Here is a 16,300-nt window from a genome sequence, read left to right as displayed (position 1 = left end):
GGCTAAAATGGATTAACACCGTTCACTGTGGTGTATTTGAAACTTAATTTCTGATCGGGGTAAACGTACTTGAATGCGCTCTGCATCATGATCGCCGCTTCGTGAAAACCGCACAAAATGAGTTTCAGCTTGCCCGGATACGTATTGATATCGCCGATCGCATAAATTCGCTCGACATTCGTGGAGTAGTCGAAGGTATCAACGATCACCGCCGATTTCTCGACACCCAGGTTCCAGTCGGCGATCGGGCCAAGTTTGGGACTAAGGCCGAAAAGCGGGATGAAATCATCGGTAGGAATAGTGGTGACTGATTTATCATTCCCTAAAACAGAAACCTCTTTAAGCACACCATTACCTCCCAGCTTGTTCACCTGCGCTTGTAGTATGAGGTCGATTTTGCCTTTTCCGGCCAGATCGTACACTTTTTCGGCAGAATCCGGCGCACCGCGGAAGGTATCACCCCGGTGCACGAGCGTAACGCGGGAAGCGATATCGGCGAGGAAGATCGTCCAGTCGAGCGCGGAGTCGCCACCACCGGCCAGCACCACGTTCCGTCCCCGGAACTGCTCCGGCTTTTTCACCATATAATGCACGCCTTTGCCTTCGAAATATTCCAGTTGCTCAACGGCCGGTTTCCGAGGTTCAAAACTGCCGAGTCCCGCCGCTATCACCACCACCTGGCAATGCACGTCGGTTCCCTCGTTGGTGCGGACAATATAGCTGCCGTCGTCCTGCTTTTCGAGCGCTTCCACCCTTTCGCCCAATGTGAACCCCGGTTTGAACTCCTCAATCTGCTTCATGAGGTTATTCACAAGGTCTTCGGCAATGATGGCCGGCGCGCCGGGAATATCGTAAATGGGTTTTTGGGGATAAATTTCAGCAAGCTGGCCGCCTACTACGGGCAGCGCGTCAATGAGATGGCAACGCATTTTGAGCAGTCCGGCCTCGAAAACCGCGAAGAGCCCTACTGGCCCCGCTCCGATAATGCAAATGTCTGTGTGAATCATAATTCAATGTGAATGAGAACTTTGGAAAAATTTGATATTCCAAAAGTAGCGGTCATTCACATCGTTCGCCAATCACAATTGGTTATCCGCTATAACCAAAAGTTATGGGTTCAAACCCTCGGTAACCACAAATTGCAGCATATCAGGCTGTATTTCGATCTCCACTTCTACCGGCGCCTCGATCTTCAACCGTTCATCGTCGATGTGCCCGTCTTTCCCGTCCCAGAAAATCTTCACTTTTCTGGCGCGAATGGTCGAAAAACTGAATTCCTTGTCTTCATCATTAATGCGGCTGAGCAAAAACGACTCGAACTTGCTCCGGCTTTCTTCCGAAACCATCACGACATCGAGCATCCCGTCGCCGGGATCGGCCTCGCCTGCGAGCACGAGGTTAGGGCCGATGGAGCGGATATTCATGATTTCTACCATGATGTAATTACCCGAATGCTCCACGCCGTCGGCCACGATGGTGCAGGGCCGCGCTTCGTAACTTTGCACGATTTCGAGCAGCACGGCACGCGCCGCTTTCAGCTTTTCCTCCGCGGTGTCGCCAATATCGCCCTCTATTTTGCTCATTACTTTCATCAGGCGCGGGAAAATACCGTAACCAAATGCTTCCAGGAAGAACAGATCCTCCCCTATCCCATGCACACGGCCGATATCGAACGGTTTGAGGTGGTAATGGTGCCAATGAGGGATAATTTCCTTGAGATGTCCCTCAATCTGCAAAGCGGTGGCGATGTTGTTGGCGGTCCCGTGCGGCAGCAAGGCCAGCGGGTATTGCTTGTCCAGCCGCTTACGTTTCATCAGCGCTTTGGCGGCGCGCCTCACCGTACCGTCGCCACCGGCCACGATCAGGAAATCGGTGTCATTTTCGAAAGTATCCCAGCCTTCCTCCTTCACAGACGAATAGGCGCATTCGAAACCTTCTTTCTTGATCAGTCTGACCAGCTCTTTTTTGGAAAAGTCATTATCCCCGGCTGTCGGGTTGTGTAAAAGGGTCGTTTTTTTCATATCAGGATGTATAGCATAATCCCGGTTTTATAAAAAACATACCAGGCATAATTTTATTAATAACCTCCTGAAAACGCTATACGTTATGAAAATCCTGGTAACGAACGACGATGGAATATACAGCCCGGGCATTGCGGCGCTTGCCAAAATCGCCTCGCGGTTCGGGGAGGTCAAAATAGTGGCCCCGGATGTTGAACAATCCTCTATGGGACACGCCATTACGGCATCGCGGCCGCTTTCCTATAAAAAGTCCCCGATCGAATTCGAGGGTATCGACGCGTACCGCGTGAACGGCACACCTGCCGATTGCGTGGCACTCGGGCAACACCTGTGGGACAAGCCCGACGTGGTGCTGTCGGGTATCAACCTGGGGCCCAACCTGGGGAATGCGATGTGGCATTCGGGCACGCTCGCCGCAGCCAAGCAGGCCGTGCTGTTCGGGATCAAAGGTATTGCCCTGAGCACGCCTACCGATGTGGAACCCGATTTCGAAAAGCTTGACCCGTTTGTGGAAAAGGCATTGGACCTGCTTTTCAAAAACCCCCACCTGAACCTGGTAAATGTCAATTTCCCGCACGATCCCAAGGGGGTGCGCTGGACGCGGCAGTCGGTGCGGCTGTACGACAACAACATCGTCCCCGGACTCGACCCGATGGGCCGCAAGCATTACTGGTTTACCGTAGTCCCGCTGGAACCCGCCGAGGAAGGTACCGACCGCTGGGCCATTGAAAATCAATTCGTCTCCATTACTCCCCTCCGCCTCGACTTGACCAACGAAGCGGAGCTTATGAAGGCGCAGCTAGCCTACCCCATTACATAAGTAAATCCTGCCACACCAATGCTTTAAAAAGAAAATGTGGTTAGTGAATTATTTACGAAACGTTCCTTCTATAACCCCGATCCCGCGGCCCTACCAGGTGCGGGATCTTTTTTGTTCAAGTCTTTTGCAAATCCATTAAGGGGTAGAATGGGAAAAATGTAGTCTTATCCCCAAGACAGACGTATTTTTACAAATTCCTGAATCCAAGAAATCAGTTTTTCCCCATCATGAAACAAACCAATATTGGCAACTATCGCTGGGTTATTTGCGCATTACTTTTCTTTGCAACCACCATCAACTACATCGACAGGCAGATTCTTGGATTACTAAAACCTACCCTCGAAACAGAATTCAACTGGACTGAAAGCGACTATGCGAACATCGTGATGGTCTTCGCGGGCTGCTATGCCGCCGGTTATATCGTGTTCGGTAACATCATCGACAAGATCGGCTCAAAACTAGGATATGCCGTTTCCATCATCATCTGGAGTATCGCCGCGGTGGCACACGCATTTGTGAAAAGCACATTCGGCTTCGGCGCTGTCCGTGCCGTGCTGGGCCTTGGCGAGGCTGGTAACTTCCCGGCGGCGGTAAAGGCAACAGCCGAGTGGTTTCCCAAACGCGAACGCGCGCTTGCGACAGGTATTTTCAACTCCGGAACAAGTATCGGGGCCGTGGCTGCGCCCATTCTCGTACCTTGGCTATTAAGCACTTACAGCTGGCAGGGCGCATTCATCATCACAGGCGCAATTGGCTTTATCTGGCTGATATTCTGGTGGTTGATGTACGAAATACCTTCGCGGCACAAGAAAGTAGGCCCGGAAGAATATGCATTCATCCACAGTGACAATGAGGCCGGCGACGGCGAAAACCAGAAAACCATTCACTGGACCAAATTGGTGACGCTTCCGCAAACCTGGGTATTCATTATCGGAAAATTCCTGACCGATCCTGTATGGTGGTTCTTCCTGTTCTGGCTCCCATCTTACTTTGCTACCACATTCGCATTGGATCTTAAAAAGCCAAGCCTGCATTTGGCGATCGTCTACACGGCGACCACATTCGGCAGTATCGGCGGTGGTTACCTGTCGTCCTACCTGATCAAAAAAGGCTGGACGCCGCTTCGCGCACGTAAAACGACATTGCTCGTGATGGCATTTGCCGTGATGCCGATTATCCTTGCACAATTCGCGACGGATATCTGGACTGTCGTAGGCATTATCGCCATCGCAACTGCGGCGCACCAGGCTTGGAGTGCGAATATTTTCACGATCGTTTCCGATATTTTCCCAAAACGCGCGGTAAGCTCAGTGGTAGGTATCGGCGGTATGGCCGGCTCTCTCGGCTCGACCTTCTTCCCGCTGCTGGTAGGCGCATTGCTCGATCATTATAAAGGAGTAGGAAATATCGGCGCAGGCTACAATATCCTGTTCGTTGTCTGCGGGCTGGCCTACATTATCGCCTGGCTTGCGATCCATTTCCTCACCGCCAATATGAAACCGGTTGAAGAATCGTTAAACAACTGATCTCCCGAAAAATCACCAAGCTGTTAATATTGCTAGCATAGCATTCTAATGAAGAAGTACCGTTATCCCCTTTTCATCCTGGCTGTTTCGTCCATGTTGGTATATTGTAAAACCAACAAACAAACCAGTCAGCAAACGACCTCTTCCGCTACGACAACCGTTGCGAAAGAAGAAAAGCCTGCCTCAAATGCCGGAAAATCTCCCTTCATCCCAGCTTCCGAAACCATCGGTAAAATGGTCATCGAGGATGGTTTTGAAGTCAAACTCGTTGCCGCCGAGCCGCTCGTAAGCGCGCCTGTGGCCATGCAGTTCGACGACAAAGCCAGAATGTGGGTTGTGGAGATGGTTGGCTACATGCCCGACACCATCGGAACCGGAGAAGACATCCCGAATGGTAATATCGTGATCCTCGACGATAAGAATAAGGACGGCGTTTACGACGACCGCAAGGTAGTGATCGACTCGCTTATACTGCCGCGGGCGATCTGCCTGATTGAAAACGGTATCCTCGTAGCCGAGCCGACCAACCTTTGGTTTTATGAATTGAAAAACGACCAGGTGGTCAAAAAGACGCTCGTAGATCCTAAATACACGGAGGGCGGTAACGTCGAGCACCAGCCTAACGGCCTGCTGCGCGCGATGGACAACTGGATTTATAATGCCAAATCCGACAAACGCTATCGTCATGTGGGTGGTAAATGGGTGATCGAGCATACCCACTTCCGTGGCCAATGGGGCATTTGCCAGGATAACTACGGCCGTCTTTACTATAACAACAACTCACAGAACCTGCTTGGCGACTATTTCCCTGCCGGGCTAGGTGCGTGGAACAAGAATCAGAGAGGTGTTGCCGGCTACAACGAGAAATCGGTGGCAAACAACAAAGTATATCCGCTCCACCCCACACCGGGCGTGAATCGCGGCTACATGAAGAATGTCCTCGACGACAGCTTGCGCCTGAATGAGTTTACAGCGGCGGCTGCGCCCGTCATTTACCGCGGCGACCTGTTTGGCAAGAATTACGATTTCAATGCATTTGTACCGGAGCCGTCCGCTAACCTGATCAAACGTGATTTCCTGAATGAAAAGGGTTATGTGGTGAAAGGCGATATCGCCTACAAGGGTAAGGAATTCCTCGCCAGCACCGACGAGCGCTTCCGCCCCGTGAGCCTTTACAATGCGCCCGATGGCAGCATGTTCGTACTCGATATGTACCGCGGTATTATCCAGCACAAGACTTACCTGACGCCTTACCTGAAAGACCAGATCGGCAAACGCGACCTGACGCAGCCACTTTCGGCGGGCCGCATTTACAAGATCGTGCCGAAAGGCTCGAACCCCAAACCGGTAACTATCCCGGATGGCGCACAGGAATTGGTGAAACTGCTGAGCCACCCCAACGGCTGGGTCCGCGACCGCGCACAGCAAAAGCTGATCGACGGCAAATACAACCAGACGGTTCCTGCACTTCGCGAAGCTATCAAACAAACTGCCGATCCATTGCTGGCCATTCATGCATTGTGGACACTGGAAGGCCTGAATTCCCTGAAACCGGAAGAGGCGCTGAGCTGGATCCGGCAATCGGCCTGGACTTTCCGTGCCCAGGGGCTCTACGCGTCGACGGCGGTAATCACACCGACTTCCTACCAGCAGTTTGCCACCGCATTTGACGGTATCGTGGACTCCGGCGACACGCTCGCAGCGCCTTACATTGCGTTGCTTGCCAAAAGCATCGAAAAATTCGACCAGAACGCATCCCGCGGGCTGCTCAACAAGCTGGCAGCCAAATATCCCAACAGCCGCTACGTGTCCGACGCCATTATCAGCAATTTGCAGGATCAGGAAGAAACCTTCCAGAGCGCCCTATCCGCCTCGGTATCAGATCAGAACGCGTTGATCAACAAGCAGCTGGCACGCGTGGTGACGGCAGTCCGCAATGCACAGGGCAATCGCAACCCCGAAATGCTGAAAAAGGAATTCCCGAAAGGTGAAGCATTATTTACTTCCGTGTGCCAGACCTGCCACGGTGCCGACGGCGGCGGTGTGAAGTCACTCGCTCCGCCATTGAACCAGTCGGAATGGGTAACCGGCAATAAGGACAAACTCATTTCCATTGTCCTTTTCGGCCTTACCGGTCCGGTTAAAGTGAACGGTCATGTGTACCAGACGCCGGAAGTAAGCGGCGACATGCCCGGCATCGGCTACGACAAGGACATGCCCAACGAAGACATCGCACAGCTATTAAGTTTCATCCGCCGCTCGTGGCGCAACAATGCCGACAAGGTAACCACCGAAGAAGTTACCAGAGTCCGCACCAAGCTCACCGGCCGCGAAAAAGCATTCACCGAAGCCGAGTTGAACGGCATTTGATGGTATGTTGTTGATTATGAATGAAAGGCGCTTCGAAAGGGGCGTCTTTTTTTTGTTGTAAAGTAAAATACCTCAATCGAAATGTCACAGATATGAGACACTTTACTACCTTTGCAAAATCATGAAAGATACCGAGCAAAGTATTATCGAAGCTGCGATCCTGATTTTCAATGAGGATCTCTCTGCACCGCTGGAAAAAGTGGCAGACCAGGCGCAGGTGACGCGGCGGACTTTGCACCGGTATTTCAAGGACAGGAAGGAATTGATGGACAAATGCCAGAAGGAAATCCGGAAAGCCTGCGCGATAGCCATGTCCAATGCTTACAATACGACCGAAAATCCGCGCGAGCGGCTCGAAGCCATGTTTTACGCCGGGCTCGATTGCGGTTCCAAAAACACATTTTTGCATAAACTACACACGCTGCACGACCATAAGCACCAGGCCGCCAACGAAGAATGCTCCGAATATGACCACACATTCGAGCTCTGGAAGGGTAACCTGCAAGTCCTGCTCACGAAAGGTGTGCTCAACCAGGGAATGACGGTCGATTGGATCCACAATTTCTTCCAAAGCGTGGTGGTGGTGTTCATTAATTCACAGCAAAAAGGAGTGCTTGGCCGCCCGGAGGCACGCGAACTTGCCTGGTTTTCATTTAGTAAGGGAATAGGTATTTAAAAAAATTTGTTCAATCATGTCTCATTTTTGAGACATTTATACATTTCAATTATGACTGATCAACAACTATTCGACGTCGCGATTATCGGCGGCAGCTACGCCGGGCTTTCGGCAGCGATGACATTGGGCCGTGCCCGCCGCAAGGTAATTATCATTGACAGCGGCAAACCCTGCAACCGCCAGACGCCCCATTCGCATAACCTCATTACCCACGACGGCAAGACCCCCGCCGAAATCTCCGCCCTCGCACGCGAGCAGGTGCTCGCCTACCCGACCGTGCAAATGCAGGCGGGCCTGGTCACGCAGGTGGCGGGAACAGACGGCGCATTCACCGTCACTGTGGACGAGGGGCATGCCTTGCAAGCCAGAAAGCTGATTTTCACAACGGGTATCCGGGACATTATGCCCGACCTTCCGGGCTTTGCCGAAAGCTGGGGAATCAGCGCCATCCATTGCCCCTACTGCCACGGTTATGAATACAGCGATGCCCGCACCGGCGTCCTCATGAATGGCGAAATGGCGTTGGAATACCTCAAAATGATCCGCAACTGGACCGCCGACTTAACCCTTTATACCAACGGCCCTGCCACATTCGACACAGCGGCGCGCGAAAAGATGCTCGCATTCGGGGCGGAAATCATCGAACAGCCCATCGCCTCGCTGAACCACGAAAACGGTTATCTGCAATCGCTCCGCCTCACCGACGGCGCTACACGCGACATTACCGCCCTTTATCACCGCCCGGCATTCGTGCAGCATTCGCTGATACCGGAAGAACTGGGCTGCGAGCTTAATCCGCAGGGCTTTATCAAAGTTGACGAGGCACAAAAAACAACGGTAGCGGGTATTTACGCCGCCGGCGATAACAGCGGTGCATTCAGGGGGTTAACAGGGGCCATGGCAGCAGGAACGACCGCCGGGGCAAGGCTCAATCATGAATTAATCAACGAAGAGTACTAATAGACGTGTTGCAATGTGGTAGTTTTGCAGGATGCTATAAGCAATAGGCTTTCAGCTGTAAGCCACAAGGAATCTGCTGATAGCTTATAGTACACAGCTTACAGCTTATAGCCTAATGCTTAAAGCCTCATACCAATGTCCCTATTCAAAACAACCGCCCCTATTATCATTACCTGTTACAAACGCCTTGCACCGTTTCTCGAAAAAGAGGTGACGGAATTGGGCTACCGGGTGGAAGAGACCTTTGCCACCGGCGTACGGCTGCGGGGAACTGTCAACGACTGTATTAAACTGAACCTCAACCTCTATTGCGCGAGCCAGGTATTGTACAGCCTCGGCACGTTCAGCGCCCAGCATCCCGACGATGTCTACCGGTTTTTATCCAAAATGCAATGGGAGAATATCCTGGCCGACGACGCGTATTTCTCGGTTACCAGCAACGTAATGACCGCCACCGTAAACAACACCATGTTTGCTAACCTGCGCGTGAAGGACGCCATCGTGGACAGGCTACGTGATAAAAAAGGCGCAAGGCCATCGACAGGGTCGGAATTGAAGGGAGCGGTGGTGCATTTATTCTGGAAGGACGACCGCGCAGAGATCTTCATTGATACCTCCGGAGAAACCGTAGCGCGGCACGGCTACCGCAAGATCCCGGGCAAGGCTCCCATGCTGGAAGCCCTCGCGTCAGCCACGATCCTGGCTAGCCAATGGAACCGCAATTCGGCATTTGTCAATCCGATGTGCGGCTCGGGCACGCTCGCGATCGAAGCTGCGTTGATTGCCACCAATAGCCGTCCGGGACTTTTCAGAGATAATTATTCGTTCATGCATCTGCTTGGGTACGACGAGGAAGTGTATTTCAATGCACAGGACAAGCTGGAAGCGCAGATCATCGAGGCTCCGAACCTGCGCATTATCGCTACCGATTACGATCAGAATGCGGTTACCAATGCGAAAAAGAACGCGATTGCCGCCGGCGTGGCCGACATGATCGAATTCGGACTCTGCGATTTTGCCGACACCGAAGTACCTCAGGATAACAAAGGCGTGTTCTTCGTAAACCCGGAGTACGGCGAACGTCTCGGCGAGATCAGCGAACTTGAAGAAACTTATGGACGGATTGGTGATTTTATGAAACAGAAGTGTGGAGGATATTACGGATATGTGTTTACCGGAAACCTCGACCTGGCCAAGAAAATCGGGCTCAAAGCCAAGCGCAGAATTGAGTTTTATTCCGGAAAAATCGATTGCAGACTGCTGGAATACGAACTTTACGAAGGTTCGCGACGGGTGTAATTCCCAAATTCAGAAGCGCTGCCAAAACCTGGCATCCCACCCGATAACTTTGGCACAATATTTAGATAATACATGACATAACCATTTAGAAAATTGTCATGAAACATTCACAAAGTTCAGGAACCACGCCGCAAGGCCAGGTCCGGAACAGGCCTGAAAACAAAGACAATCTGGATAGCAGACATCGTGAGGAAGAAATGGTGAAAGGTAATCATATTACCAGCAACCAGAAAGAGAATCACAGTCTGGGAAAACAGCAAAGGTAGCATTCAACGCACCTTATTAAATGGTTCCTAAGTTGAAACGAAGTCCGCATGAAACGAACATCCGGACTTCGTTTTTTTTGTGCCCTTCCACTCCATTATCACACTCTTTCAAACCAAAGCCACCCCTCGCCGGTACCAGGTGTTTTTGTTTTCCCGCCCATGCCGCATCCAATTTTTAAACGAATTGTGCGTTCCTATGCTAAATTTCGGCCGGCATTTACTAAAACCAGAACCGATGAAACGATATATAATGGCGCTCACCCTCCTGATCGGCGCTGTTTCCTGCGATTGGATCGGCAATACGCCGAGTTTTGGGGACGATTTTATTACTTATGATATCAAGGCGGGCAACCACGAGGTGGAGCGCAACCTGAATACGCTGTTCACGGGCTCATCCATGCGGTTCCAGGCGTTGTTCGACAGCAGTTGCGTGTACAAAACGACGGTCCCCGAAAACCAGAACGATATCAACAAACTCTACGGTTTTTCGGATTGCAGCTCACAGCACCACAACAACAGCGCACGTTTCGGATGGAACTGGCGCGAGGGTGCGCTGCGCATCTACGCGTACATATACTTGAATGGCGTGCGCCAGGAACGCGAACTAGGCACGGCAGAACTGAACGAGATCACCAGCTTTCGGATAGATATCCGCGAGAATACCTACGTGTTCACTTTTCGCGGGATCGAAACGGTAATGCCCCGCCACTGCTCGGGCGGTGTGGGTGTGGCTTACAAGCTGCTCCCCTATTTCGGAGGCGACGAGGCTGCCCCGCACGACATTCGGATCAAAATCAGAAATCTGTAACATTGGCACGGCTATGTCCAGCGCGACACCAGTCGCATATTGGAAGAAATTCCCCAACCACACCTGGGAAATGTGCTTTCCCACAGACTTAACCCAAGGCAACTCCCGGGCACTTTCTGCTTTCGCACAGACAATTAGAAAAAACCGCCGGCAAGCGTAGTAACTGGTACAATTTTTGTACAAAATCCGTACTACACACACGGCCACACTTGTACGCACACTAGATTTTTTTGTGTTTCTTCAAGCAAACCGTATATAGATACCGGTGTCCGACACCGGCCTCGACGCTCAGCGTTCGGCAAATACCAGATTAGTGCCTACTTTAACCGAAACCATGATTCTTATTGTCGACGACAGGCCGGAAAATATTTTACCGCTTAAAAAAATCCTGGAACTCCACAATTTCAACACCGACACTGCGGAGTCGGGTGAGGAAGCATTGAAGAAGGTGCTCAATAAAACCTATTCCGTGATCATTCTCGATGTACAAATGCCGGGCATGGACGGCTTCGAGGTGGCGGAGGCAATCGCGGGCTTCGGAAAAGCAAAAGACACCCCCATTATCTTCCTCTCTGCGGTTAATACGGAGAAAAAATTCATTACAAAAGGCTATACCTCAGGTGGTATCGATTACCTCACCAAGCCCGTCGACCCCGATATCCTGCTATTGAAAGTAAAAACCTTCTACCGGCTTTTCGAACAGCAGCAGGAGCTTAAAGCCATTCAGGAATCACTCCGGCACGAAATCGATATCCGCAAGCACGCACAGGAAGAACTGGCTACCCGGATGGACGAGCTACGTTTCATCCTCGAATCACTACCGCAGATCGCGTTCACGATCCGTAACGACGGCAAGATCGAATACGTCAACAAGCATTGGTTCCAATACGCGCACGACGCCAACGCATTCCCGGAAGCCCATCCCGACGACCAAACCTATACGCGCTGGAACCAGCATTTCCTGAATGGCGTGGAATTTTCGGGAGAAACCCGGTTGCGGCAGCTGGATTCGGATGACTACAAGTATTTTCTGCTTAAAATCATCCCGGTATTGCAAAACGGCGCCATTGTGCGCTGGGTAGGCACATTTACCGATATTCACCAGCAGAAAATGGCCCATGAACTGCTGGAACACAAAGTGGAGCTGCGCACCAAAGAACTGGTCGATAAAAACTCGGAGCTCGAAACAACGAACCACGAATTGCAGCAATTTGCCTGGGTGGTCTCCCACGACCTGAAAGAACCGCTCCGCAAGATTCAGACTTTCAGTCATTTAATTAAGGACAAATACCTCTCCGGCAATGAAGAGGCGATCTCATACCTCAACCGGTCGATCAGCTCTTCGGCCCGCATGTCGCGGCTGATCAGCGATTTGCTCGATTACTCACGGCTCTCGGTGACCGCCTATTTCCAGCCTACCGACCTGAATGCGCTGGTGGAAGAGCTGCTGGCCGATTTCGACGAGACCATTCGGGAAAAGAAAGCCATCATCCGGAAAGACGCGCTCCCGGTAGTGGAAACCATCCCGAGCCAGATCCGCCAGGTATTCCAGAATCTGATCAGCAACGCATTGAAATTTTCGCGGCCCGATGTAGCGCCCGCGATCGATATCCGCTGCGAGATCACCGAAGGGAAAGACGTTTCCAGCCCGGCGTCGACCGAAGGGCCCTATTGCCGCATTATCATCGCCGACAATGGCATCGGGTTCGACGAGAAGTTCCTCGACCGGATATTTGTCATTTTCCAACGGCTCAACAACATCAATGCCTACGAGGGAACGGGGATCGGGCTGGCCATCGCGAAGAAGATCATGGACAAGCACAATGGCCTTATTTCCGCCCGGAGCACCGAAAACCAGGGTTCCGAATTCATTCTTATACTTCCGTTCGTGCAGGAGCATGCATTAACGGCCATTAAAACCGACATTTAGCTGACGCCCATTTATGAAGAAAGTTTCCAATTCGATCGTCCAGCAATTACAGATCGTATTTTCCTTCTCCATTCTGCTCCTGTTTTTTAGCCTTTTGGCATCCTATTACAGCACACAGAAGCTGATCAACAATTCGGAGTTGGTCAATCACACCAATGAAGTGCTCATCGAGGCGGAAGCCATCATGTCGCACATGAAAGATGCGGAAACCGGCCAGCGGGGCTACCTGGTCACGTCAGACCCGCAGTTCCTCGAACCTTACGAGGGTGCTTACGAAAAAACGACCGACAGCTACAACAACCTCGTGGAGCTCACTGCCGACAACCCGGTTCAGCAAAAAAACCTGCGCGAGGTAAAGGCGCTTTACGAAGCGAAATTCGGCCAGATGCAGAGCATCATCGACATGGCCAAAAAGAATCCGAATTTCCTGCACGATACCGACTCTCGTCTACGGGAAATGGTACGGGGGAAAAAGATCATGGACGATCTCCGGCTCAGCACGGAGCGGATCAAGGAAGAGGAAAGCGCCATGCTGGCAGAACGCCTCGAACAGCAGCAGATTTATATCAAATACACGCCTATTCTGGTCGTGGTAGCCGCACTGATATCCATTCTGATAACCATCTCCTCCTACCTGCGCATCCGCAACGATATTGGCAAGCGCATCGCACAGCAGCAGCTCGACGAGGAAAAGTATGCCGAAACGAACCGGCGGATCGGTCACGTTGAAAAGATTACGCAAAGGGTTTCAGAAGGCGACTACGCAGCCCGCAGCACAGACGAAACCGACGACGAGCTCGGCAGGATTTCGGTTGCCTTGAATAAAATGACCGGCTCTCTCGAACAAACTTTCAATGACCTTCATATTCAAAACTGGTTGCAGACTGGTGAAGTAAAGATCAACGATGCGATCCGGGGTGAACGCGTGCTCAAAAAGCTGTCTACCAACCTCATCAATACGCTCACCGCCTACGCCGGCGCGAACCTGGGGACCATCTACATCCTCGATACCGACTGGAATTTCAGGCTTACCGGCAGCTTTGCCGTGCAAAACGCGCCGGAAACTGTCGTGCCGGGACAGGGATTGTCCGGGCAGGTTATCGACACAAAAAAGCCCCTGCTCGTACGCGACGTACCCGCGAACTACCTCAAAGTGACATCCAGCCTGGGTGAAACCAGCCCAACAGCGCTCGCGATCCTCCCACTCGTGTATTCGTATGAGTGCATCGGGGTGATCGAGCTTTCCTTTTTGAAAGTTCCGGATGAGCTTACCATGCGTTTTCTTGAAGAAAACCTGGAAACCATGGCCAGTGGCGTGAATTCCGCATTGGATTATGTCAAGCTTCAAAACTTCCTGGAAGAAACCCAGGCGCAGGCGGAGGAGCTGCAAACACAGCATAACGAGCTCGAAAACCTCAATGCGGAACTCGAAGCACAATCACAGAAATTGCAGGCATCGGAAGAAGAACTGCGCGTGCAGCAGGAGGAATTGCAGCAAACCAATGAGGAGCTAGAAGAACGGAGCGGTCTGTTGGAGGAAAAGAACCTTGAAATACAGAAAAAAGCGGAGGAACTGGAACTGACCACCCGCTACAAATCCGAGTTCCTTGCCAATATGTCTCACGAGCTACGCACGCCGCTGAATTCAATCCTGCTGTTGAGCCGGCTGCTCGCGGAGAATGACGACAAGAACCTGACCAGCGACCAAATCGAGTATGCGACGGTGATCCAATCTTCGGGCAATGGCTTGCTGGGTCTGATCGACGAAATCCTCGACCTTTCCAAAATCGAGGCCGGGAAGATGGAGCTGGAATATGTAACCGTTTCGTTGAAGGAGATTTGTGATGATCTGAGAGGCCTGTTCGCGCCGGTCGCACGGGAAAAGGGGCTTGATTTCTCGGTTACTATCGCAAACGGCGTTCCTCCCGTGATCGAAACGGACAAAATGCGCATGGAACAAATTCTTAAAAATTTGATATCCAACGCATTGAAATTCACCGCACAAGGCTCGGTAGACATTACCATCAAGCCCAATGATGGTAATGATAAAATGCTTTGCTTCGTCGTCCGTGACACGGGTATCGGCGTTCCGCCGGAGAAGCAGCATCATATTTTTGAAGCCTTCCAGCAAGCCGACGGTTCCACCAAGCGCAAATACGGCGGCACAGGGCTCGGGCTCTCGATCAGCCGCGAGCTGGCCAAGCTCCTGGGCGGGGAAATATCACTCACGAGTGTCGTCGGCCAGGGCAGTGAGTTTACGCTTTTCGTGCCCATCGGGCCCGCCTATGGCAGTTCCGAACCGGAAACGGTTAATTTCTTTGGAAACTATCAGGAGGAAACAGCTGCCAAGACAACGCCCGCGGTACAAAGCCGCTTTGTCAGTACCGTCATCCCCGAAAGTATCCCCGACGACCGTTCGACGGTTAGCGAAGCCGCAAAGACTCTCCTGATCATCGAAGACGACACCTTTTTTGCCAAATCGCTCCTGGATTATACCCGCAAGCAGGGTTACAAAGGTGTGGTAGCCGTGCGTGGCGACGAGGGCCTCGAACTGGCAAAGACATTCAGGCCGATGGGTATCCTGCTGGACATTCAGCTACCGGTGGTGAGCGGTTGGGAAGTGATGGACCAGCTCAAAAACGATCCCGAAACGCGGCATATTCCGGTACATATCATGTCGTCGCACCGGATGAAGAACGAGAGCCTGCAAAAAGGCGCGGTCGACTTTATCGACAAGCCTGTGGCGATCGAAAAGATGGATGAAATTTTCCGGAAAATCGAATATGTGATTAGCAAGAAATCGAAAAAGGTACTCATTGTCGAGGATAACTCGATGCATGCCAAAGCGCTGGCTTACTACCTGGGTACGTATGACATTCATTCGGAGCTGAAAAGCGATATCAACGAGGGGATCAGCGCACTGTCGAACAACGAGGTCGATTGTGTGATCCTCGATATGGGTATTCCCGACAAAAAAGCCTACGATATGCTCGAAGAAGCGAAGAAGAATCCCGGCTTTGAGCATGTACCAATCATTATTTTCACTGGAAAGAGCCTTTCCATGACCGAAGAGCTGCGGATCAAGCAGTATGCGGATTCGATCATCGTCAAAACTGCGCATTCCTACCAGCGTATGCTCGACGAAGTGTCGCTGTTCCTGCATGTGGTGGAAGAGAACAAGAAAAATGCACGCCAGGGTACAGATGCGCGCAAGCTCGGCGGCCTGGGCGAGATTTTGAATAACAAGACCGTACTGATAGCCGACGACGACGTCCGGAACATTTTCTCACTTTCCAAATCATTGGAAAACTACAAAATGAATGTCCTGACGGCTCTCGACGGCAAGGAAGCGTTGCAAAAACTCCAAGAAAATCCGGAAGTGGATGTGGTCCTGCTCGATATGATGATGCCCCAGATGGATGGCTACGAGACCGCAAAACGCATTCGCGAGAATCCGCAGTGGCGCAACCTGCCGGTGATAGCCGTTACGGCCAAAGCCATGACCGGCGATCGCGAAAAATGCATTAATGCCGGCGCTTCTGACTATATTACCAAACCTGTGGATATCGACCAGCTCATGTCGCTGCTGCGCGTGTGGCTTTATGAAAAATCCTGACCCTCACA

Annotated in this window: 12 protein-coding genes; 10 read left to right on the top strand and 2 right to left on the bottom strand. The window is 51.7% G+C overall.

Going from position 1 to position 16,300, the window contains the following annotated elements:
- Positions 1-2: 2 nt before the first annotated feature.
- Entirely contained in the window at positions 3-1,007 is a 1,005-nt protein-coding gene (locus CLV60_RS10440; protein WP_106595314.1) for an NAD(P)/FAD-dependent oxidoreductase, read from the bottom strand.
- Between the two features lie 102 nt (positions 1,008-1,109).
- Positions 1,110-2,021 (bottom strand): diacylglycerol/lipid kinase family protein, encoded by a 912-nt coding sequence (locus CLV60_RS10435; RefSeq protein WP_106595313.1) that lies wholly within the window; start codon positions 2,019-2,021, stop codon positions 1,110-1,112.
- 85 nt (positions 2,022-2,106) lie between these two features.
- Here CLV60_RS10435 and surE point away from each other — a divergent pair, with 85 nt between their 5' ends.
- From surE to CLV60_RS10390, 10 genes are all read left to right on the top strand, one after another.
- Entirely contained in the window at positions 2,107-2,841 is a 735-nt protein-coding gene (gene surE, locus CLV60_RS10430; RefSeq protein WP_106595312.1) for a 5'/3'-nucleotidase SurE, read from the top strand.
- A 227-nt stretch (positions 2,842-3,068) separates the two neighbouring features.
- Positions 3,069-4,367 carry an MFS transporter gene (locus CLV60_RS10425; protein WP_106595311.1) on the top strand — a complete coding sequence of 433 codons (1,299 nt, stop codon included), beginning with the start codon at positions 3,069-3,071 and terminating at the stop codon, positions 4,365-4,367.
- A 48-nt stretch (positions 4,368-4,415) separates the two neighbouring features.
- A complete protein-coding gene (locus CLV60_RS10420; RefSeq protein ID WP_106595310.1) occupies positions 4,416-6,737 on the top strand; it encodes a DUF7133 domain-containing protein in 2,322 nt (773 codons plus the stop codon).
- Positions 6,738-6,858: 121 nt separating this feature from the next.
- On the top strand, positions 6,859-7,413 hold the full coding sequence (locus CLV60_RS10415; RefSeq protein ID WP_106595309.1) for a TetR/AcrR family transcriptional regulator: 555 nt from the start codon (positions 6,859-6,861) through the stop codon (positions 7,411-7,413).
- A 51-nt stretch (positions 7,414-7,464) separates the two neighbouring features.
- Positions 7,465-8,373 (top strand): NAD(P)/FAD-dependent oxidoreductase, encoded by a 909-nt coding sequence (locus CLV60_RS10410; RefSeq protein ID WP_106595308.1) that lies wholly within the window; start codon positions 7,465-7,467, stop codon positions 8,371-8,373.
- A 135-nt stretch (positions 8,374-8,508) separates the two neighbouring features.
- A complete protein-coding gene (locus CLV60_RS10405) occupies positions 8,509-9,672 on the top strand; it encodes a THUMP domain-containing class I SAM-dependent RNA methyltransferase (protein ID WP_106595307.1) in 1,164 nt (387 codons plus the stop codon).
- Between the two features lie 98 nt (positions 9,673-9,770).
- Complete coding sequence (locus tag CLV60_RS34225) at positions 9,771-9,938, top strand: hypothetical protein (protein ID WP_170118758.1); 168 nt, start codon at positions 9,771-9,773, stop codon at positions 9,936-9,938.
- Between the two features lie 235 nt (positions 9,939-10,173).
- Positions 10,174-10,746: a hypothetical protein gene (locus CLV60_RS10400; protein ID WP_106595306.1), complete on the top strand. Its 573-nt coding sequence runs from the start codon at positions 10,174-10,176 to the stop codon at positions 10,744-10,746.
- 334 nt (positions 10,747-11,080) lie between these two features.
- The gene (locus CLV60_RS10395; protein WP_106595462.1) at positions 11,081-12,676 is read left to right on the top strand and encodes a hybrid sensor histidine kinase/response regulator; all 1,596 of its coding nucleotides are present in this window, start codon (positions 11,081-11,083) and stop codon (positions 12,674-12,676) included.
- A gap of 13 nt (positions 12,677-12,689) precedes the next feature.
- The gene (locus CLV60_RS10390) at positions 12,690-16,292 is read left to right on the top strand and encodes a response regulator (RefSeq protein WP_106595305.1); all 3,603 of its coding nucleotides are present in this window, start codon (positions 12,690-12,692) and stop codon (positions 16,290-16,292) included.
- Positions 16,293-16,300: the final 8 nt, after the last annotated feature.

Source organism: Dyadobacter jiangsuensis, from assembly GCF_003014695.1.
GTDB lineage: Bacteria > Bacteroidota > Bacteroidia > Cytophagales > Spirosomataceae > Dyadobacter > Dyadobacter jiangsuensis.
Note: the sequence above shows the minus strand (reverse complement) of the source record. Positions and strands in the feature narration are given on the sequence as shown.